Annotated in this window: 14 protein-coding genes and 1 pseudogene; 11 read left to right on the top strand and 4 right to left on the bottom strand. The window is 31.6% G+C overall.

The genetic code is table 11. From position 1 onward, the window contains the following. Positions 1-3: 3 nt before the first annotated feature. A complete protein-coding gene (locus bsdtb5_RS09040) occupies positions 4-1,014 on the bottom strand; it encodes a transporter (RefSeq protein ID WP_271715693.1) in 1,011 nt (336 codons plus the stop codon). Between the two features lie 264 nt (positions 1,015-1,278). Between bsdtb5_RS09040 and pepF the strand changes: the two genes are divergently transcribed. The 3 genes from pepF (at position 1,279) to bsdtb5_RS09055 (ending at position 5,507) form a co-directional block, all read left to right on the top strand. Next, complete coding sequence (pepF, locus tag bsdtb5_RS09045) at positions 1,279-3,084, top strand: oligoendopeptidase F (RefSeq protein ID WP_271715694.1); 1,806 nt, start codon at positions 1,279-1,281, stop codon at positions 3,082-3,084. Positions 3,085-3,437: 353 nt separating this feature from the next. Further along, positions 3,438-4,559 (top strand): cysteine desulfurase family protein, encoded by a 1,122-nt coding sequence (locus tag bsdtb5_RS09050; RefSeq protein WP_271715695.1) that lies wholly within the window; start codon positions 3,438-3,440, stop codon positions 4,557-4,559. Between the two features lie 102 nt (positions 4,560-4,661). After that, positions 4,662-5,507 (top strand): tRNA 2-thiocytidine biosynthesis TtcA family protein, encoded by an 846-nt coding sequence (locus bsdtb5_RS09055; protein WP_271715696.1) that lies wholly within the window; start codon positions 4,662-4,664, stop codon positions 5,505-5,507. A gap of 594 nt (positions 5,508-6,101) precedes the next feature. On the opposite strand, the pseudogene bsdtb5_RS21885 reads toward bsdtb5_RS09055, so the two are convergent. Then, positions 6,102-7,251: pseudogene (locus bsdtb5_RS21885) on the bottom strand (ISL3 family transposase). Between the two features lie 269 nt (positions 7,252-7,520). On the opposite strand from bsdtb5_RS21885, the gene bsdtb5_RS09070 reads away from it, so the two are divergent. Continuing rightward, entirely contained in the window at positions 7,521-13,238 is a 5,718-nt protein-coding gene (locus bsdtb5_RS09070; protein ID WP_271715699.1) for an alpha-amylase family glycosyl hydrolase, read from the top strand. 53 nt (positions 13,239-13,291) lie between these two features. On the opposite strand, the gene bsdtb5_RS09075 is transcribed toward bsdtb5_RS09070, so the two are convergent. Beyond that, on the bottom strand, positions 13,292-14,551 hold the full coding sequence (locus bsdtb5_RS09075) for a nucleotidyltransferase (RefSeq protein ID WP_271715700.1): 1,260 nt from the start codon (positions 14,549-14,551) through the stop codon (positions 13,292-13,294). A gap of 597 nt (positions 14,552-15,148) precedes the next feature. On the opposite strand from bsdtb5_RS09075, the gene pta reads away from it, so the two are divergent. The 7 genes from pta to bsdtb5_RS09110 all read left to right on the top strand — a co-directional run bounded on the left by pta (position 15,149) and on the right by bsdtb5_RS09110 (position 20,150). Continuing rightward, positions 15,149-16,147: a phosphate acetyltransferase gene (pta, locus tag bsdtb5_RS09080; protein WP_271715701.1), complete on the top strand. Its 999-nt coding sequence runs from the start codon at positions 15,149-15,151 to the stop codon at positions 16,145-16,147. 177 nt (positions 16,148-16,324) lie between these two features. After that, a complete protein-coding gene (locus bsdtb5_RS09085; protein WP_271715702.1) occupies positions 16,325-17,512 on the top strand; it encodes an acetate/propionate family kinase in 1,188 nt (395 codons plus the stop codon). A 215-nt stretch (positions 17,513-17,727) separates the two neighbouring features. Beyond that, positions 17,728-18,249 (top strand): YceD family protein, encoded by a 522-nt coding sequence (locus bsdtb5_RS09090; protein WP_271715703.1) that lies wholly within the window; start codon positions 17,728-17,730, stop codon positions 18,247-18,249. A gap of 43 nt (positions 18,250-18,292) precedes the next feature. Next, the gene (gene rpmF / locus bsdtb5_RS09095; RefSeq protein WP_073281783.1) at positions 18,293-18,472 is read left to right on the top strand and encodes a 50S ribosomal protein L32; all 180 of its coding nucleotides are present in this window, start codon (positions 18,293-18,295) and stop codon (positions 18,470-18,472) included. A 274-nt stretch (positions 18,473-18,746) separates the two neighbouring features. Next, positions 18,747-18,965, top strand: coding sequence for a hypothetical protein (locus tag bsdtb5_RS09100; protein ID WP_271715704.1), 219 nt, complete (start codon positions 18,747-18,749; stop codon positions 18,963-18,965). Positions 18,966-18,989: 24 nt separating this feature from the next. After that, positions 18,990-19,766 carry a PHP domain-containing protein gene (locus tag bsdtb5_RS09105; protein WP_271715705.1) on the top strand — a complete coding sequence of 259 codons (777 nt, stop codon included), beginning with the start codon at positions 18,990-18,992 and terminating at the stop codon, positions 19,764-19,766. Between the two features lie 120 nt (positions 19,767-19,886). After that, on the top strand, positions 19,887-20,150 hold the full coding sequence (locus tag bsdtb5_RS09110) for a hypothetical protein (RefSeq protein WP_271715706.1): 264 nt from the start codon (positions 19,887-19,889) through the stop codon (positions 20,148-20,150). Positions 20,151-20,238: 88 nt separating this feature from the next. Here the strand turns inward: bsdtb5_RS09110 and bsdtb5_RS09115 are convergent, their stop codons facing one another. Then, the gene (locus bsdtb5_RS09115; protein ID WP_271715707.1) at positions 20,239-21,330 is read right to left on the bottom strand and encodes a ribonuclease H-like domain-containing protein; all 1,092 of its coding nucleotides are present in this window, start codon (positions 21,328-21,330) and stop codon (positions 20,239-20,241) included. Between the last annotated feature and the right edge of the window lie 199 nt (positions 21,331-21,529).

Here is a 21,529-nt window from a genome sequence, read left to right on the forward strand (position 1 = left end):
TAATTATAACTTTAGATAAAACGCTACATACATAAAGCTTAATATTGAAGCAGTCAACACATTTAGTAATTTAACTTTAAAATATGTACCTATCGATAGTCTTGAATGATCCATTACACTTTTGGTTTGAGCCATACTAGAAAAACCTCCAAAAGCAGTAACTGCGATAATCAAGACTATTTTTTTGCTTAATTCTAAAGTAGAATGACTGATGATATCAATACCTGTGGTTATTTCAAGCAATCCTACGACAACTAATTTTATAAAATTGTCTTCACTACCGATTGACTTAATAATAGTAGCTAGTATGGAAAAAAGTATGATATACCCTCCAATTTTAGTAATTACTTCAAAACCATCTAAAATAGATTCATCAATCAGATGAAAATCAAGTTTTTTCATTTGCGCTTCTTGATACGAAGTGGAATGTAAGTTGTTTGACTTATTATTTTTAGAAGGTACGGTCTTACGTTTTAGAATTCTGTGATATGCACGATAAAGATATGCGCTGATAAATGCAGATAAGTAGATAATACCTAATATCTCATATTGATGTGATGCCATATGGAGGTTACTGATAGCAACGTAACTAGTAATAAACATTGCGCTTGCGTTGTTACATAAGGATAAGAGAAATTGGCCTTCTTCCAATGAGATATTTTGTTCCGTTTCTAGATCAGCACAAGTTTTAGCACTTAATGGATAACCAGATAAAAGTCCCATAATGATAGGATAACAACCGTTTACACTTACACGGAATACTCTAGTTAATATTGGCGCAAAAATAAAACAGATATATTTTGTGATGTTTAGTCTAATAATAATGTTAGAAAGTATGATAAATGGCAATAGAGTAGGTAATACGGTGTTAAACCACAATAATAAACCAGTCTTAGCTCCAGTTAAGCTAGGAATAGGGAAGATAAACATTAAAATGAGTAGTCCAACTACAATAATTGGAACTAATAATGACTGTATGGAAAATGATTTTTCTTTCTTGATTTTTTGGAGCATTCTGATATCCACCCTAAAATTATTCTGTTATAATTGTATTTAACAATTTCTAACTATAGTACAAGAATTTGGGTTCAGTTCTTGTATAATGGAAAATATTATGATACTCTTGTTGTGTATGATTGAAATAATGATTTAATTAAGTTTTAGCATCAGGTATCAGCTGCAAAATTGATACTATTTTATTTATTTTGTGTGGGTAGAGCATCTTACGATGCAATTAAAAACTTAAGAATTCTAGGTACAGAAAGGCAGGACAACAATATGGCAAATGTAGCAAAACTTCCAAAAAGAAATGAAGTAGAACAAAAATATAAGTGGGCAATCGAAGATATATACAAAACAGACGAGGATTGGCAAAATGATTATAACTTCCTATCCGAAGAGATGAAGAAGCTATCATCATATAAAGGAAAGTTAGGCGAGTCAGCAGATACTTTAGTTACATTTTTAAAATTCACAGATGAATTGAGTAAAAAAGCTGAGAAAATTATTATTTATGCAAATCAAAAGAGCCATGAGGACACTACAAATTCAACTTATCAAAATCTTGTTAGTAAAGCAAGTACACTAAGCGTTGCATTTTCAAGTCAGTTTTCATTTGTAGAGCCCGAGTTATTATCAATTCCAGAAGAGCAATTAGAAGAACTTATGAAATCAAAGAATGGTATTGAAGTATACGATAAATACTTACATGATATTCTTAGAAAAAAAGAGCATATCTTATCACCAGAAATGGAAGAATTACTAGCGGATGTGGGAGAAATGGCTGAAACACCTGATAATATTTTCTCTATGTTTAACAATGCTGATATTAAGTTCCCTGAGATTGAAGATGAAGATGGAAATAAAGTCGAGATTACGCATGGTAGATATTCAAATCTTATGCAGAGCAAGAATCGAAGAGTTAGAAAAGAAACTTTTGAAGGTATCTATTCTTCTTATGGAAAATACAAAAATACATTAGCTGCTACCTATCATGCAAATGTAAAAAAAGAAGCATTCTTTGCAAAAGCTAGAAAATATCCTTCTAGTTTAGAAATGAGATTAAGCGAGGGCAATATTCCAAAAACAGTATACACAAATCTAATTGAAGCTGTTCATGATAATATGTCATTAATGTATCGATACGTTGCATTACGTAAAAAGTTATTAAAACTTGATGAACTTCATATGTATGATCTTTATACACCTATCGTAGCAGATGTTGATATGAAGATTAATTATGAGGAAGCAAAGCAGATGGTACTGGATGGTTTGAAACCACTAGGAGAAAGATATCAAGGCATCTTAAGAGAAGGATACGACAATGGATGGATTGATGTATATGAAAATGAAGGAAAGAGAAGTGGTGCTTATTCATGGGGACCTTATGGAACTCATCCATACGTACTTTTAAATTACCAAGATGATTTAAATAATGTCTTTACATTAGCACACGAGATGGGACATGCAATTCACTCCTATAGCTCAGATGAGACACAACCATATATCAATGCTGAATATTTAATATTTGTGGCAGAAGTAGCTTCCACTTGTAATGAGGCATTGTTGATGCAACATTTATTATCAAAAACAGAAGATAAATATCAAAAAGCTTATCTAATCAATTACTTCTTAGAACAATTTAAATCTACACTATTCCGTCAAACAATGTTTGCAGAATTTGAAATGATTACTCACAATATGGTAGCAGAAGGTGAGGCATTAACAGCAGATAGTTTATGTGAGGTATATCATAAATTAAATGAACTATACTTTGGTAAAGATATTGTTATTGATAAAGATATTGATATGGAATGGTCAAGAATTCCTCATTTCTATACTCCATTTTATGTATATCAATATGCTACAGGTTATTCAGCAGCTATTGCTCTATCCACTAAGATCTTAGAAGAAGGACAAAGTGCAGTAGACGCTTATATGGGATTCTTACAAGGGGGTAGTTCAAAAGATCCTATCGATCTATTAAAAGGCGCTGGTGTTGATATGGCTACAAAAGAACCTATCAATGATGCTCTAAAAGTAATGTCTAAGTTATTAGATGAGATGGAAGAATTATTAGCTTAAATATAAAAGATAAGTAGCTCTAAATAATAGAAGAATCATTCGTATATACTCAGAAGAAGTAACGCCCATTGAAATGCAAGCGGAACTTTTCAAGTAACGAATGATTCTTCTTTATTAATAAAACCATTATTGTATATAACAGTTTACTAGACAATAAAATATTATTGGATTATGGAATACTGATACTTATTGTTTTCCTATATATTTTCTTAATAGGTATGATGTCCTTGAATATTCCTGCACTCTAGGATACAACTTTATTGACAAATAATCAGAAAGTAAGTATGATTATTCATAGTGTTTGTATTTGATTACAGTATTATTTGAAATAGAAAAGGAAAGAAGATAAAGAAATGATATATTTAGATTACGCAGCGAATACCCCTGTGAATGAGGAGGTTTTAGGAAACTTTGTTGAGATAACGAACCATTATATTGCTAATCCTAATTCAACTCATAAACTTGGTAGAGATGCAAAGGAACTTATGGATGATGCAACGGATAAGATTGCATCCATGTTAGGCGTAAGAACTAGTGAGATTATATATACATCAGGAGCTACAGAATCGAATAATCTCGCTATAAAAGGAATTGCCAATCAGTATAAAAAGTTTGGTAAGCACATTATAACAACTTATCTAGAACATTCTTCTGTTACAGGAGCTATAACAGCACTTAGCAATCAGGGATATGAAGTTGATTTTGTTGATATATTAGAAGATGGTTCTATTGATTTAGTACATTTGAAAGAATTATTAAGAGAGGATACAATATTAGTATCTTTCTGTTATGTAGATAGTGAAGTTGGTATTATTCAAGATATCAATGCTATTCATGATGTAATTAAGGAATATCCAAATTGTCATTTCCATGTGGACGCGACGCAGGCGATTGGAAAGATTCCGGTTAATCTGAAAGATATTGATTTGATTACATTTACGGCTCATAAATTCTATGGTTTAGATGGATGTGGTGTATTAATAAAGAAAGATAGTGTCCAATTAGAACCAATGATTCACGGTGGTATCAGTACAACAATCTATAGAAGTGGTACACCAACCTTGGCATTAATTGCATCAACAAGGAAAGCAATGGAACTTGTAATGGAACCTATGGACAAGAATCTAGAACATGTTAACATGTTAAATGGCTTATTAAGAAATCGCTTAAGTGAATATAAAAAGGTTCGAATCAATAGTCCTATTAATGCAAGCCCTTATATCTTAAACATAAGTATACCAGGTGTTAAATCGATGGAATTTCAAAATGAGTTAGAGAAAAATGATGTCTATGTATCAACCAAATCAGCTTGTTGCCAAGCAAATACAGCATCAAGGCCAGTTTATGCGTTAACAAAGGATAGAAAAGTTGCTCTATCAACAATTCGTGTAAGTTTGAGTCATTATACAACAAAGAAAGAAATCGAAGAATTTTTAACAATTTTTGATGGAATATATAAAAATTTAGTAAAATAGAGAACTTGAAACATTGAAATATATAATGTAAAGATTTTGAGATAAAAAGGATAGGAAACATCATTTCAGTATATGCAAGATGTTTTATTTTTGGAGGAAACAATGGAGAAATATAAAGATATAGAAAGAAGTATTATAAAGAGATACCGCAAAGAAATCTGGTCAAAGTTTGTAAAAGGGGTTAAAGAATATGACCTAATTCAAGAAGGGGATAAGATTGCAGTCTGTATCTCAGGTGGAAAAGATTCTATGTTACTTGCAAAATGTATGCAAGAATTGCAACGACATGGGAAGTTTCATTTTGAGTTAGTATTCTTAGTAATGAACCCAGGATATAATGATTTTAACCGTGATCTGATTATAGAGAATGCGAAATATCTAAATATACCTATTACTATGTTTGAAACCGATATATTTAATATTGTAGCGGAAGTAGATGAGTCACCTTGCTACCTTTGTGCAAGAATGCGTAGGGGATATCTATACCGACATGCTAAAGAGTTAGGATGCAATAAAATAGCATTAGGTCATCATTTTGATGATGTGATTGAGACAACATTAATGAGTATGCTCTATAATGGTCAGTTTAAGACCATGATGCCAAAACTTCATAGTACCAACTTTGAAGGAATGGAATTAATTCGACCACTTTACTTAGTGAAGGAAGATGATATAATCTCTTGGAGGAGAAGCAACGATCTTAACTTCATTCAATGTGCTTGCCGTTTAACAGAAAATTGTATGTTAGGTGATGCAGGCATGGGATCAAAAAGAGCAGAGATGAAAGCGCTCGTTAAAAAGTTCCGCCAACAAAGTTCAATCATTGATATGAATATCTTCCGTAGTGTTCATAACGTAAATTTGAATACGATTATTGGATATAAAAAAAATGGTGTAGAACATAGTTTTATAGAGGAATATGAATCTCAAGTTGATGATGCAGAATAGATAACTCATACTCCCCAGCAATGAGTTCATTGAATGCTTGATAAATTCAGATGTTAGGTTATCTAAATTACCATGATTGAAACTTTTTCATCTTACGTTCCATTTCCTCATTTGGAAGATACTAATGTTTTATCACTTTGACAAAAACAGATATAAAAAGTTCAAACTCCTCACTTTGTTCGTCAAACAGTGAACTTTTTATATCTAAATCAAATTGATAAATCATAAGTATCTTCACAAACTCGTCAAAGTCACGACGATGAAAAAGTTTCAATCATGGTAATTAATATAATGTTTTGTCTGAATTTATCAGGTATACATAAATTACATACTGGGAAGTAAGAGTAGGTAATATTAAGTAAGAATATAAAAGAAAATGAAAAATATATATAAATAATCAATAGTAAGTTGAAAAACGAGTAATAGATAAAAACTCGGTTTTCAACTTATTTTTTATGGCTCTTTGTCAAGTGTTGGGGTGTGAGGTGCGTTGCACCCGCACTAACACTGACAATAGAGCTATTTTTATGACTAGGTTCTATAATAGATGTTTTTTTGCATGACAAATAAGCCTCTTGAAAACCGACCATTTTTTTACATAGAACTGTGAATGATACGTGTACGAAATCTTTCGAAATTACGTACACCATAAGAACTTCTTTTTAGTACTTTGATTTTATTATTGAATCCTTCCGTAGGTCCATTTGTATATCCATACTTAAAGGCATTAAGTATATACTCAGACCAGCGTCTATATGTTTTTGCACATGCTTCAAATTCGTGTAATCCAGAGCTTTCAGCACTTTTTACCCACTCCCAAAATTCAGTTCTTTGATATGTATAGCTATTACTCTGACATATTTCATAGAACCATTCTTTTAACCTGTGAGCTAGTCGTAAATCATCACTGTATTGTAGCATTAAATCACAGGCTTTTTTGTTGTCATCTTTTAATTTAGAATATCGAGTCAGTATAAGTTTTCTACTTCGCTTATAGTACTTTCTAAGAGTTGGTGTCATGGATGCTTGTAAACGTTTACGAACACTTTCAATTGCCCAGGAAACCTGACGAATGTAGTGATATTTATCTACGATGATTGTGGCATTAGGAAAGAATGTTTTGGCAAGATCTATATAAGGTTGCCACATATCAGAAATAAAAAATTTAACACGATATCTTTCATCACGACTGCAAGATTTAAAATACTCAATAAGATGGGACTGAGTACGATCCGGTAAAATATCAAGAATACATTTTTTCTTTGCATCCACCAGCATTCCCTTTAAATTCATCAATTGAAATGCATTGAGGAATATGTGGTTTATCATACGAGAGTGTATCAAGAATACGTATTACTGTATTCATTGAGACATTAGTTTGGGAAGCAACATATTTAATACTGTTGGTTGAACGAAGCAATTCAACAATTTTGAAGGATAGTCGTGTTGTACGTTGCTGATATTTAGCTATAAAACTATATTTCTCGTAAAAACGTTTACCACAAGAACATACATATCTTCGTTTTCTTAACAATAAATAAGCATTGGACAACTGAAAAGGTAAGTCTTTAATTTTCTGCCAACGATAATCGTGTATTTTAGATGTTCCAGCTCCACAACAAGGACAAATTTGAGGTTTGGGATTGGTTTCAATCTTGATAATAATTCCATCTAAAGTGTGTTGCACACTTTTTAATTTTACACCTTCTAAATTTAAAAGATTTTTGTTACAATTAGATTGCATCTATATAAAATACCTCCTTTAAAATGTTAGCTTTGGTCGGTTGGCATGTGAAGAGGCTTTATATAGATGTATTTTAATATAAAAACAAAAATGTTGGAAGTGTGTTTTTAACACACCCCAACATTTATTATAGAACCTTTTTTATATATTTTTCACAAAATATTCGTCCGATTTTCATCGAAAATTTTCGAAAAATATGTGCAAATTCACTGTTTTTTGACAAACAAAATATGTTATTATTAGTAAAACTAGTAAAGAGGAGGATGTTTATGAAAGTATTTTACAGTATCAGAAAAAAGATTAGTATTTTACTAATTCTGACTATGGTATTCACTATGCTACCAAATTCCATAGTAGCAAAAGCTGATGAAGCAAACCAAGCAACGAATGGGGAGGTAGGCGTTACAAATTCAAGTGACGTAGTTGCTGATAATTTTATTGCTGAACCAGGTGGGGAATCTGTATGGAAAATAACTGGGGAAAAAGATCAATTCGACAACTGGGGTGAAAAAGGTTCTAATGGATTAATGGTTCATTTGGTTGGTGAATATTATGCAAAATCAGTCGTGTTGTCTGCAGGAAAGTATGAATTTAAATTTACAAAAAATAATTCTTGGGATAACAGTATTAGCAACTCAAGTGGACAAAATTTTGTTTTAAACTTAGATAAAACAACAAAAGTTAATTTTTATCTTAATGACGAACTAGAAGGATTAAATAAAGTAAGAATTAACATTAGTGGTTTAGAAGATCAAGGATTGCAACAATATGATCCAACTAGTGATAAATATACAGGACCTAAACAAGAAAATTGGCCTAGATTAGTTGGAGACTTACAACAAGCATTAGGAGAAAAAGATAATTGGAGCCCTTCTACAGCAACAGGTATGTTTGTAGACTATAAGTTTGATGGAAGTGTATTTAAGCTTCAACGTACTTTACCAAGTGGAACTTACCAGAGTAAGGTAGTGTATGGTAGTGATTGGAATACTACTAATTATGGTGATGGCGGTAACAATCATACAACAAAAGTATTATCAAAAGCTAATATAACCTTTACTACGAATTATGAAACAGATAATTCTAAGGGAGCGCTACTTGATGACTATAAACCTGCTGATTCTTTATATGATGGTAAGATAGATACAAGTGCCCTATATTATGATAGTAGAGACATTACATATAAGAGCCCATTTGGTGCGATTAAAAACAAGACTGAAGATGTTACGTTCCGTTTCGCAACGAAAGCACAAGATGCTAGGTTCGTTAAACTTGAATTAATTGATGCGAATAGTAATTCAAAGACTTTTGACATGAAAGTTACCCAAGTATCAGATAATAAAGATTACTGGGAATATACAGTTGATAAATCAGAATTTGATTCCATCGGAATCTGGAGTTATAAATTTATTGTATTAGATGGTGGTGCTAAGGTTGAATATGGAGATGATTCTTTAAGCGGCGGTACAGGAGCTTTTTCAAGTGATGGGCAGAATCCATATAACTTAACCGTATATGATAAAGATTTAACTACACCATCATGGATTAAGAATTCCATTGTATATCAGATCTTCCCAGATCGTTTTTATGATGGAGATAAAACAAACAATAGAGCAAAAGTTGTTGATGGATGCCGTGGAGATAAAGTTCAATATTTTGACGGTGGGGTAACTGATGATCCAACACCAGATAGCGTATGGGGGAATTGGGATACCTTACCAGAGAATCCAAGACAAGTAGAGGATAAAGCGAACTATCCTAATGGCAAAACAGATGGTGTATGGTCTAATGAATTCTATGGTGGTGATATCAAAGGTATAGAAAATAAGATTAATTATTTAAAAAATCTTGGAGTTACAGCTATTTATTTAAACCCAGTATCTTGGGCTGCTTCGAACCATAAATATGATGCTACAGATTATGCTCACTTAGATCCTATGTTTGGTGCACCAGTTTATAAAAAAGCAGGAGATCCAACTTCTGGATTAAATTATGAAAAAACCAGGGAGAAGTCGGATAAGGTATACTCTGATTTTGCTAAAGCATGTAAATCAGCAAATATTCATCTTATCGTAGATGGCGTATTCAACCATGTTGGTGATGATTCAGCTTATTTTGACCGCTATAGTAAATATCCTGAGATTGGTGCGTATGAATATTGGAGTCAAGTATGGGACGAGGTTGCTAAGACAGTTCCATTAACTTATGATGAAAGTAATAGTACATATAAAGATAAAGTAAGTTATGAAACAGCATTTAAAGCAGCAAAAGAAAAAGCAATTGATACAATCAAGAATAAATATCTGAATGAAATCAATCCAGCAGATGGACAAAAATATGAATTATCCGACTTTGAATATATTAATTGGTTTAAAATAGAACCTAAGAAAGATAAAAATGGTGCATATGAATATGATAGATGGTGGGGTTATGATTCTTTACCAGAAATCTATGAAGTAGAACAAAGTGAAACAAACTTAACGAATGATTCTAATGCTACGATAGCAGGAACTCATGAGTATAACAATGTAAGCTTTAGAGAAAATGTAATCGGTTATGATCTAAATGCACTTAGCGCAGATAATGCTAGGAAGCAACTAGAAAATACAATATCTCAACGCTGGTTATACTTAGGTTCTAGCGGTTGGAGATTAGATTGTGCACCAGATGTATCAAATGCAACTTGGAAGATGTTCCGTCAAGCTGTAAAATCTGCAGCAGGCAAGACAAATGCAAATGGTGATACAATTGATGATCCAGTAATCATTGGTGAAGAATGGAATGTTGCTACGAAATATTTATTGGGTGATCAATTTGACTCAGTTATGAACTATCAATTTAGAGCAGCATTACAGAAATTCCTATTAAATAAGGACGCAGCGGCTTTTAATAATGACCTTGAAGTGATAAGAGAAAATTATCCAAAAGAAGCATGGGAAGCAATGATTAATCTAGTAGATTCTCATGATACAGTAAGAAATATTACGAAGATGGATCAACCTACATGGGAAGAAGAGAATACGAAAAATGCTCCAGAAGCTAGTGATAATGCAATTAAATTACAAGCATTAACGGCAATTTTCCAATTAAGTTATCCAGGTGCACCAACTATATATTATGGTGATGAAGTTGGTGTTGTTGGAACTAAGGATCCAGATTCAAGAAGAACTTTCCCTTGGGATAGAATTAATTCAACAAATAATACAATAGCAGACAAATATGCAGACAAATATGGCTCACTGTATAATACCTATGTAACTGCAGGTAAAGTAAGAAATGATAATCTAGAAGTCTTTGCTTCTGGTGATATGAAAGTTGCATATGCTGCAAACAGCGTGATTGCATATGCAAGAAAATCACTTGATGGAAAGAAATCAGGATTAAGTGTGATTAATTCATCAAAGAAAGATCAAGTAATCGAAGCAAATGTTGATGATTTCTTATTAGATGGAACAGTTTTAGTAGATCAATTATCAAGTGGTAATGTGACTGCTACAGTTCAAAATGGTAAAATCAAATTAACAGTTCCTGCATTAACAGGTATGATGATGGTTAGTACAAATAAGGCAATCGAAGTGCCACAGGCACCTCAGAATCTGAAAGCCTCTGTAGTAACTGGTTCTAGTATCGGATTAACTTGGGCCAATATGACTGATGTAGATGGTTATAACGTATACCGTACTGATTTGATTGGAAAGACTCCTGAAAGATTAACAACTACACCAATCACATCCAATGAATATACAGATAATACAGCTGAATATGGTAAAAAATACCACTACTATGTAAAATCAATTAAAAATAATATTAGTAGTTCCTATAGTAATATAACATCAGCAATGGTATGTTATCAGGTTGATATGTCAACACCTACTGTAGTTTCACCAGTTACTTTAAAAGTTGGTAATCGCACCAATGATATAACTGTAGATATTGCGATACCTGGATTAACAGACCAAGATACTTATGTAGGAAAAGATGTAAAAGATGCTATCATGCTATTAGAATATTATCCAAATAGTGACCAGAAGAATGCAAAACAAGTGCTATTAAATTATCAAAGTGATCTTGACAAAGATCATAATGTTGTAACAGGTGGTGCAATTGGCTTTAAGCGATATGTAGCAACATTTGAACCTACAGAAGCAGGAGAATACACTTATTATGCCAAAGTATCGGTTAATCATGGATTAGATTATGAGACATCAAGTTCAGCTAAAGTAGTTGTGAACGCTAATGATAGTACGGATGCACCTAAAGCTGCGGAATTACAATCTATTACACAAGAATCGAGTAGAGCGACTCTAAATTGGTCTTCTGGGGATACTTCAATAGTTGGATTCCAAATTTATCGTACGGACTCTAATACTTCTGACAGAATTATGGTATATAGCGGTGAAGCAAGTGATCTTAAGACAAAAGAAGTTAATCAATATACTTATACTGATTATACTGTGAATAACAATATAGAGTACTCCTACGAAATTGCTGCTTATAATGCTGCGTATGTAAAATCTAACTCCAATGTTGAGAAAGTTACTCCTAAATTAGTTATGGTAGAAGTTACAATGAGACTTCACACCGATTCAGCAATGACACCTACACCAGAAACTGATAGTATCTATATTAGTGGTGATATGCTTAACTGGCCAAGTTCAGGAGGATGGGAAATTAAGAAACCTAGTGGTGCTGTAGATCGTAATGTAGTAGAATACACATTTACAATGCTTGCTGGTAAATCAATTAATTATAAATTCACAAGAGGCAGCTGGGATAGCGAAGGATTCACAACAAGAGATATTAATAATAAAGATGATATAGGATATTATTGTTATAGTAATGAGCAATCCAACTTAAAATTAACAGTAGTGAACCAAGGCAATAATAAGATGGTTCAAGATGAATACTTAATCAGATGGAAAGACATGCCTCTATCTTTATCATCACCAGTAAAATCATATATCTCCAAAGAAAATGCTTCAGCAACAGGTTATGAGTCAACTGTAAACTACAAAACAACAGAATCGACTTTTGATCTTAAGGCAAATGTTCCATATGGTGTTGAAGTAACGATTAATGGTGAAAAATTAAAACAAGGTCAGATGGATGAAAAGGGTAATATTAATGTTCCTAACATTCCTCTAGTAAATGGTGAGAATAAATTTGTAATACACTGTGAGCCAACTACAGAGACATTGACAAATATCTTTAAAGATATTAATCGTAAGAAACAGGCAACTGCAACAACTACGTTAATTGTAACAAAAGATACTGGTAAGGAGTCTCCAGAACCAACTAAGACACCATCACCTACAGTGAAACCAGAACCTACTGTTACACCAATTCCTATTAACACACCAGCACCAGCCTCAACAGATGCGCCAACAATTAAACCATCACCAACAAAATCACCGGAAGCAACGAAGACACCAGTGCCAGCAAAGACTCCAACTCCAACAACTAAGCCATCAACGACTACTGAAATACAACCAAACCGTAACTGGTCAAATGTATTGAAAGAATTAAAGACTGTAAAATCAGGAAGTACAGTAGCAATCGATATTACAGAGAATACTAAGGTACCAGCTTCAATTCTTAATGCAATTCGTGGTAAGAATGTTACTTTATCATTTGCCAGAGATTCCTATACACTTAAAGTTGTAGGAACCGATATTACTAAAAAGACAAAGCTTAATGGAATTAATCTTAAATTGAAAGATAAAGTGGATTCAGTTGTACAGAAGTTACTGAAGAAAGAGAAGTTAGATAAGAAAGTAGTGGAAGAGTTTAAACTAATGCAAGAAAAAGCATTTGGTTTTGATGTTAGTATTTCATTTAAAGTACCATCAAAGGTTAAAGGTAAAATAGTTCTTTATCTATATGATGAAAAGAATAAAGATTTTGTAAAAGTTGATTCAAGTAAAGTAAATAAAAGTGGTGCAGTTACTTTTGATTTAAAACAAGGTGGAAATTATATAATTATGTAGTAAAATAAAACAGGAGGTATCGCTTTTGATGGGATACCTCCTATTTTTATTTCTTATATTATCACAATTTCATGTAAATAATCATTTTTAATTTCATATCCGAACTTTTGGTACACGATACTGTTGTATAGATCTGTTGCTAATACGTCCAAATCTAATAATATAGAACCAGTTTCATCTAAAAGTGATTTTGCATCTGCCATTTTTGTAATTAATACAATCTGATCCATATTTTTAATTGATTTAATTAGATGACTAGATTCTTTTCGAAAGCCTAATATTCGGGCATATTTTATAGTCCCAGAAGTGATAATTGTACCGTAAGTATCTATTCTAATATTTAGCAGGATATGAAGTAATGCCCGTGTTACCCTGGTGAGTGTCAAATGTTTCGTCTTTAATAGGAGAGCAAAATCTTGGAAATCCTTATACTGATTGTATAGATTAGAAATTCGGTTCTCCAAACCACCAGAGACATCAATATAATTGGTTAATGTATTTGTATTTTCAAAAAGCAATTTATACTTTAAAAGTAATGAAAGATCATTATCTAGTATCGGAAATGTCTTTTGATATCTATCCTCAAGTAGTTGTACTGAATTCTCAGGAATAGAAGAATATACAGTAGAAATTAGATTTTCCCTAAAAGCTTTTCGGATAGCAGTAGCAGAGCTAAAAGAGTTATTAAGTTCTGTATCGTGAAAATTAGAATCTTTTCTCTTAATTGTGGTAGGAACGATTGAACTGTTCAATCGTTTAATAGCTTTAATATACTCGATTCCTAGTATGTTATTAGGGGATAGTAGCAGTTTTTCTAATTCTGTGATGTCATAACTAAAAGTATTGTTATCGCACATTTTTAGATATTCTACAATTGCTTTTGTTCTCGCAAGTGGGTAAGTAATACCTGTTTTCATATAATTTGTTATGAATTCGCTTAGTTTAGGTGGTTCATTTATTAAAAGTTCAGCAATTTGAGTTAATACCTCAATATCTCCACATTCACTGCCAAAACAGATAGAATCAATAATTCCTAATTTATCTAAAGTTGAAATAGCTCCAAGAGCAAAAAATTCAGCACTTGCTGTTGAATAACAGATTGGAAGTTCTAGAACTAGATCAGCGCCGTTTTTTAATGCGATTTCGGTTCGAGTATACTTATCAAGAATAGCTGGAGTTCCTCGTTGAACAAAGTTACCACTCATGATAACAACTGCATAATCTGCATTTGTCAGCTCTTTTGCTTTTTCTATATGATATTTATGACCATTGTGAAAGGGATTGTATTCCGCAATGAGACCTACAATTTTCATTTTCTGCCATTCCTTTCTTATCTTAATTTAGTAAAGTAAATATCTTTGAATTTGATTGCCAAAGTTTTCTTAAACTTATCCTAAATGAAAAGATGAATGAATTGGATAGTAAATAGCAACATTGCCCTAATTCAAAAAAATTAGTGATTTTATATAATAATTACTTTGAAAATAATCAATTGTATGATAAAATATACAATAAATCAACATATTATAATGTAAACTGTAAATACAATTTATAGGAGAAATCTATATTTGTCTATTAATGAAAGAATCCTATTATAGAGGAGTTTCAAATCAAGTTTTGGTACATACTAACGTAAGTGTGATTGAATTCTAAAAACTGAATTTATTAAGATTCACTTTCAAACTCCCTTATTTTTTATATCAAAATTAATCGTTTATTACGTATTGATTATATCATAGACTTAATTATTTGTAACCGTTTATAGTAATAAGAAACTAGATTTAATAGAGGGAAAAATAAATTGTACTAAAAAAAATAATTATATTTGTATTAAATATGTTGTATACAATAAACATTTGCATTATAATAGAATTCAAATGTTTTTAAATACGAAAGGAGCAATTACAATCATGGGATTTATTGAAGAAATTAAAGAAAGAGCTAAAAAAAATGTACAAACAATAGTACTTCCAGAGACAGAAGATCAAAGAACAATAGAGGCAGCAGCAAAAATTTTAAAAGAAGGAATTGCAAAATTAGTATTAGTTGGTAATAAAGATAAAGTTCTTGCAGCTTCCAAAGGTTATGATTTATCAGGAGCAACTATTGTTGATCCTGATAAATGTGAAAAATTAGATGCTTATGTTGATATCGTAGTAGAATTAAGAAAAAGCAAAGGAATGACTCCTGAGCAAGCTAGAAAGTTATTAACAACTGATTACTTATTCTTTGGTGTAACAATGGTTAAAGCAGGGGATGCAGATGGTATGGTAGCAGGCGCTTGTCATGCTACAGCAGATGTTCTTAGACCTTCATTACAGATTCTTAAGACTGCTCCAGGTACAAAGTTAGTATCAGCATTCTTCCTAATGCTTGTACCTAACTGTGAATATGGTGCTGATGGTACATTCATTTTCTCAGATGCAGGCTTAAATCAAAATCCTAATTCAGAAGAATTAGCAGCAATTGCTGAAAGTTCAGCTAAGAGCTTCTCATTATTAACAAACAAAGAGCCAATCGTAGGTATGCTTTCACATTCTACTAAAGGTAGTGCAAAACATGCAGATGTAGACAAAGTTGTAGAAGCAACAAGAATTGCAAAAGAACTATATCCTGATATCAAACTAGAAGGAGAATTACAATTAGATGCAGCTATCGTACCATCAGTTGGAGCTTCAAAAGCACCAGGTAGTGAATATGCTGGAAAAGCTAATGTATTAATCTTCCCAGACCTTGATGCAGGTAATATTGGATATAAATTAGTACAAAGATTAGCAAAGGCAGAAGCTTATGGACCAATCACTCAAGGTATTGCAAAACCTGTTAATGATTTATCAAGAGGATGTTCAGCAGATGATATCGTTGGTGTAGTAGCAATAACTGCATTACAAGCTTTTGCTTCGAAATAATTTGCTGCTTTGTAGTGCTTTGTAAAGTAGTGTATAGGGTAAAAACAACTAGAGATTGTTAATGGAGTAAGTGTGAAATGCTTTTTATTTCACACTATACTCTATGCATTCATGCTAATTAAATTTTTGTTTGCATATTACCAAAGAATATTAAATGTTGGATAAAGGAGATATTATATGAAAGTATTAGTTATTAATTGTGGTAGTTCTTCATTAAAATACCAATTAATTGATTCAGAATCAGAAATAGCATTAGCTTCAGGATTATGTGAAAGAATAGGTATTGATGGAAAGTTAATACATAAACCAACAGGTGGAGAAAAGAAAACTTTTGACGTACAAATGGACAACCATGAAGTTGCTATCAAGTTAGTATTAGACGCTTTAACAGATAAAGAACATGGTGTAATTACTTCACTTGATGAAATTGGTGCAGTAGGTCATAGAGTAGTTCATGGTGGAGAAAAATTCGCTTCTTCAACAGTAATTACAGAAGAAGTATTAAAAGCAATTGAAGAATGTAATGAATTAGCACCTCTTCATAATCCAGCTAACCTAATTGGTATCAATGCTTGTAAGAGATTAATGAAAGATGTGCCTATGGTAGCTGTATTTGATACTGCATTTCATCAAACAATGCCAGAAAAAGCTTATTTATATGGTTTACCATACGAATATTATGAAAAATATAAAATAAGAAGATATGGTTTCCACGGAACTAGTCATAGTTATGTTTCAGAAAGAGCATATGAAATGACTGGTTTAGATAAAAATAATTCTAAAGTAATCGTATGTCACTTAGGAAATGGTGCATCTGTTACTGCAGTAAAAAATGGTGAGTCAATCGATACAAGTATGGGATTAACTCCACTAGAAGGTCTTATTATGGGTACAAGAAGTGGTGATATCGATCCAGCAATTATCGAATTCATTGCTAAGAAAGAAAACCTTAATTTAAGTGAAGTTCTTAATGTTCTTAATAAGAAATCTGGTATGTTAGGATTATCAGGAACTACTAGTGACTTTAGAGATATCTTAGCTGCTTCGAAAGAAGGAAATAAGAGAGCAATTATTGCATGGGAAACATTTGCTTACCATGTTACAAAATATATCGGAGCTTATACAGCTGCAATGAACGGTGTTGACGCAATCTGCTTCACTGCTGGTTTAGGTGAAAATAATGGTGCAATGAGAGCTCTTATCTGTTCTTACTTAGGTTATTTAGGAGTTGAGCTTGATGAAGAATTAAATAGCAGATATGGGGAAGACTTAGTAGTATCTACTTCTAATTCAAAAGTTAAGATCTGTATGATTCCTACAAATGAAGAACTTAAGATAGCAAGAGAAACTGTTGCTTTAGTATAAGATAATTCATGTGTAAATAGATGTTATTTTAATGGTCGTAATTTATTAAAACATACTGTTTCAATTAACGTTACTATTAGCATTGTATCATATGGAATTTTATCCGATGAAGTATACAAAAAGAAGTATAAAACACTAAAAAGTAGCAAATAAACGTTGACAAATAAAAGCACAGTATGTATAATTACAGAAGTGTGAATTTTAGGAGATAAACTATGCTCATTAATTTATCAGAAACTTTGTCAGTTAATAACAAAGTGAAACACATAGAAGCTCCAATTGAATTAGAGAGCTTTAAGCTAGATGGACACGAGTATAAATTTGTCTTGAAGAATCCAGTATCTTTAACACTGACTAATCTTGGTGAAAGAAGACTATTGATTGAAGGCAAGACAAGCGTATCTCTTTTGATTCCATGTAGCAGATGCTTAGAAGACGTTGAAGTGTTTTTTGACATTAGCTTAGAAAAAGAAGTTGATTTCAAAGTAAGCGCAGAAGACCGAACTAAGGAATTAGATGAAACAAATTATATTAGTGGATATAATCTGGATGTAGACGTACTCATCTATGATGAGATTCTCATAGACTTTCCTTTGAAAGTTTTATGTGATGAGGACTGCAAAGGTATATGTAACGTTTGCGGTATGAATCTCAATAAAGGTTCTTGTGATTGTGAAAGTACAGCACTTGATCCTAGAATGTCAGTGATCCGTGATATCTTCAAAAATTCCAGATAATTAATTTTGTTTTGGAATCTTAATATATGAAGGAGGTGTAATCATGTCTATCTGTCCAAAGAATAAATCTTCAAAAGCAAGAAGAGATAGCCGTAGAGCAAACTGGAAAATGACTGCTCCAAACTTAGTAAAATGCAGTAAGTGTGGAGAATTAATGATGCCACATAGAGTATGTAAAGCTTGTGGTTCATACAACAAAAAAGAAATCATTTCAGCTGAATAATTTTAAGAGCTAACACTTAGGTGTTAGCTCTTTTCTGTTGTGCAAAAATCTTTTGTTAAATCTTACTTTAGCTGTGTCTAGAATACTAAATTGATACTATAATCATATAGATTTAAGAAAGTTAAATAGGAATACTCTTTATTTATAATTTTAGTAAAAAGTGGTATCAAATTGTTTACATAAGATTTATAATGTAATTAGTAAGGATTATTCATACAAGCAGGTGGAGATTAAAATTGTCTGCTTACTTAACCGATTGGAGATCATGACGAAAATGAAACGAATAAATAAATTAAAACTAGTTTCTATTATACTCGTATTAATAACATTGTTTGGAGATTCAGTTAGTATATATTATAATGTAGTAAGAATGAATAATAACTTTTTAATTAATATTTTGACTGGGTTATGCAATTTAGCTCTTATATTTGTTTTAATTGAACTGGTAAAAGAAGATAGAAGAATTAAATTACAAAAATTTGGAGAAGATTAATTATTATAATGGGGGGCTAACTAAATGATAGATTGTCATATTCATCTTGAAAATGGAGATTATACAATAGAGTGGTTAAATCAATTTGTGAAAGTAGCAGTAGAACGTGGGATAGAAGAGATATATCTACTGGAGCATAGTCATAGATTTCTTGAATTTATTCCTATGTATCAATCTATTTGCGAATATAGTGAATATCAAAGAAAATGGTTTGAAAGTAAAAATAACCGTAATTTATCTTTAGAAGAGTATGTAGCATTTATACAACAAGCAAAACAGGGGAGATATCCTATTAAGATTCATTTTGGATTGGAAATATGCTATTTTGAAGGTTATGAAGATTTTATTCATGAGATTTTGAAACATTATAACTTTGACTTTTTAACTGGATCCATTCATTGGGTAGATGGATTTGGTTTTGACCATAAAAAAGAGCTCTGGGACTCAGTTGATGTGGACATGACTTACAGACGATATTATGAATTAATGAAAAGTTTGATAAAAAGTGATTTATTTACTGGAGTGGCTCATCCAGATAGCATTAAAGCATTTGGCTATAAACCTTCCTATGAGTTACTTAATACCTATGAAGAAATAGCGAGCTTACTATGTAAGCATGATATGTATGCAGAACAAAGTGGAGGTTTGCATTTGAATTATAGCGAGAGCTGTGAACTTGGTATGAATAAGACTATGTTAAATGTTTTTAAAGAAAGAGGGGTTCGAATCTTAACCGCTTCTGATGCGCATTCACCTGAGAATGTAGGTGCATATATTAGAGAATTGCAAGGCATGTTATAATTATAATAACAATGAATATAAGGTATAAAATCTGATAACGATTACATAATATATTAATGATATGATAAACAAGCCTCTACATACTAGTTTAATAATATTGAAAGAAGACGAGGTGTTGAAATGGAAGAAAATAATTTTGGTAAATTAAAAATGGGTGAAATCGTTAAAAGTATTACAGGAGAGCTCTTTGTTGTGTGGGATTATAGTGAGAAAAAAGGAAGCTTTGCATTAATATCATACAACGAAATAAAGAAAATGAAAATCTTTATGAAAGAGTACTTGGAGGATAATTGTAGATGGTGTTCAATGGCTGATTTTTTAAGAAATTATAAAGAAACTGATGCTAGAGTTACAATTGAGAATATTTATCGATTTCGCGAATGATGATAAAAAAGCCTGTAGTTAATAATTGAATTAAATTACAGGCTTTTAGTATAGTAACTATTATTCGTATGTTATAAGAAAATTAATACTATTTACTTCCATGAACAAAATGAGTAAATAAATGGCTTACGTACTTCTTAATATCTTCATAATTATTTAAAAATTCCTCGGTTGTTTCGATGTATTTTACTTTATCAAGATAATCAATCTTAAAATATGGAGTAATAATATCCTTATATTGTGGTACGAAGCAGCCAGTTTTTTTACTATAACAATTAGCTGCTTTTGCACGCGTTCTAAAATCCTTGTCCACATAAAAGGCGACGGATTTATGTATTGCAGTATCTTCTTTTGGTAGATAAAAATAGTCTTTATAGTTATCGTAGAAGAATTTAAGTTCATTTTTATATAGATTTATTTTTATTGTAGCGTGATTACCAAATGCATTAAGGTAAAGGATGTCATTTCCAAAGGAGATTCTTTTCGGAAGTGAATTGCCAAATAAGATCTGTATCTGCAAGAATTCTTCTTCAAGATTAGTCTTAGTGATTTCAAAATCTTTTTCAAACAAATCAGGATAGCATAGGATCTTGGAGACTTTTAACATTCCAATCAGATCTTCCTTGTTATGAAGGAGTAATAGAACCTTAAGTTCATTCGAATTCTCGCTATTCGTACGTAATCCTAATAAATAGTTGCGATATACGTCTATTAATTCACCGCCAGAATAAGTATCTTCGCGGCTAATATCAAGAAATTGTTCGATTGTCTTTTGCTTTAGATTAGGAATGCGAAATGTCTTTTTGTAAGGATTGATTTTTTTATATATATCAATTTGGTCTATTTGATCAAAAGAATAATCTAATTGATGAAAGCGGCATTTTTTTAGTAAATAAGGGATATCAAATCCAGTGCCGTTATAATGCACTAATATTTTAAAATCTTTTAGAAATGCAAAAAAAGAAATCAATATTTCCTTTTCACTTGTATAGTCATTTGCGAACCATTGAATTAAGTTCCAATGGTCTTCTCTGTAATAAAGGCATCCAATTAAATATAAAGCTGTTGTTTCTGGTGAAAAACCAGTTGTCTCTATATCAAAGAATATGGTATCATTTAAGTTGTAACCATTAAAATGATAATCTAGAGTTACATCAATTTTATCTTCAATTACTAACATAATAACCTCGTTTCTAATATGTTTCAATTGGGTTAGTGTATTAAATATAGAATGGTTTACTTTATCTTATCATAAAATTAAAAAAATAGATATATACTTACTAATTTTAACTTTAATTGAGTGAGTTGATTATTATATATTAGTGCGCGAGCTTTGTTTGTGTGCATCCGCTGTAGGGCGTAAAATTCCCATGCATATT

Origin of the sequence: Anaeromicropila herbilytica (genome assembly GCF_016591975.1) — a bacterium.
GTDB lineage: Bacteria > Bacillota > Clostridia > Lachnospirales > Lachnospiraceae > Anaeromicropila > Anaeromicropila herbilytica.

What these genes read in the sequence shown, in the direction of transcription:
- bsdtb5_RS09040 (WP_271715693.1), bottom strand. Translation starts at nt 1,014, where the DNA reads ATGCTCCAAAAAATCAAGAAAGAAAAATCATTTTCCATACAGTCATTA.
- pepF (WP_271715694.1), top strand. Translation starts at nt 1,279, where the DNA reads ATGGCAAATGTAGCAAAACTTCCAAAAAGAAATGAAGTAGAACAAAAA.
- bsdtb5_RS09050 (WP_271715695.1), top strand. Translation starts at nt 3,438, where the DNA reads ATGATATATTTAGATTACGCAGCGAATACCCCTGTGAATGAGGAGGTT.
- bsdtb5_RS09055 (WP_271715696.1), top strand. Translation starts at nt 4,662, where the DNA reads ATGGAGAAATATAAAGATATAGAAAGAAGTATTATAAAGAGATACCGC.
- bsdtb5_RS09070 (WP_271715699.1), top strand. Translation starts at nt 7,521, where the DNA reads ATGAAAGTATTTTACAGTATCAGAAAAAAGATTAGTATTTTACTAATT.
- bsdtb5_RS09075 (WP_271715700.1), bottom strand. Translation starts at nt 14,551, where the DNA reads ATGAAAATTGTAGGTCTCATTGCGGAATACAATCCCTTTCACAATGGT.
- pta (WP_271715701.1), top strand. Translation starts at nt 15,149, where the DNA reads ATGGGATTTATTGAAGAAATTAAAGAAAGAGCTAAAAAAAATGTACAA.
- bsdtb5_RS09085 (WP_271715702.1), top strand. Translation starts at nt 16,325, where the DNA reads ATGAAAGTATTAGTTATTAATTGTGGTAGTTCTTCATTAAAATACCAA.
- bsdtb5_RS09090 (WP_271715703.1), top strand. Translation starts at nt 17,728, where the DNA reads ATGCTCATTAATTTATCAGAAACTTTGTCAGTTAATAACAAAGTGAAA.
- rpmF (WP_073281783.1), top strand. Translation starts at nt 18,293, where the DNA reads ATGTCTATCTGTCCAAAGAATAAATCTTCAAAAGCAAGAAGAGATAGC.
- bsdtb5_RS09100 (WP_271715704.1), top strand. Translation starts at nt 18,747, where the DNA reads ATGAAACGAATAAATAAATTAAAACTAGTTTCTATTATACTCGTATTA.
- bsdtb5_RS09105 (WP_271715705.1), top strand. Translation starts at nt 18,990, where the DNA reads ATGATAGATTGTCATATTCATCTTGAAAATGGAGATTATACAATAGAG.
- bsdtb5_RS09110 (WP_271715706.1), top strand. Translation starts at nt 19,887, where the DNA reads ATGGAAGAAAATAATTTTGGTAAATTAAAAATGGGTGAAATCGTTAAA.
- bsdtb5_RS09115 (WP_271715707.1), bottom strand. Translation starts at nt 21,330, where the DNA reads ATGTTAGTAATTGAAGATAAAATTGATGTAACTCTAGATTATCATTTT.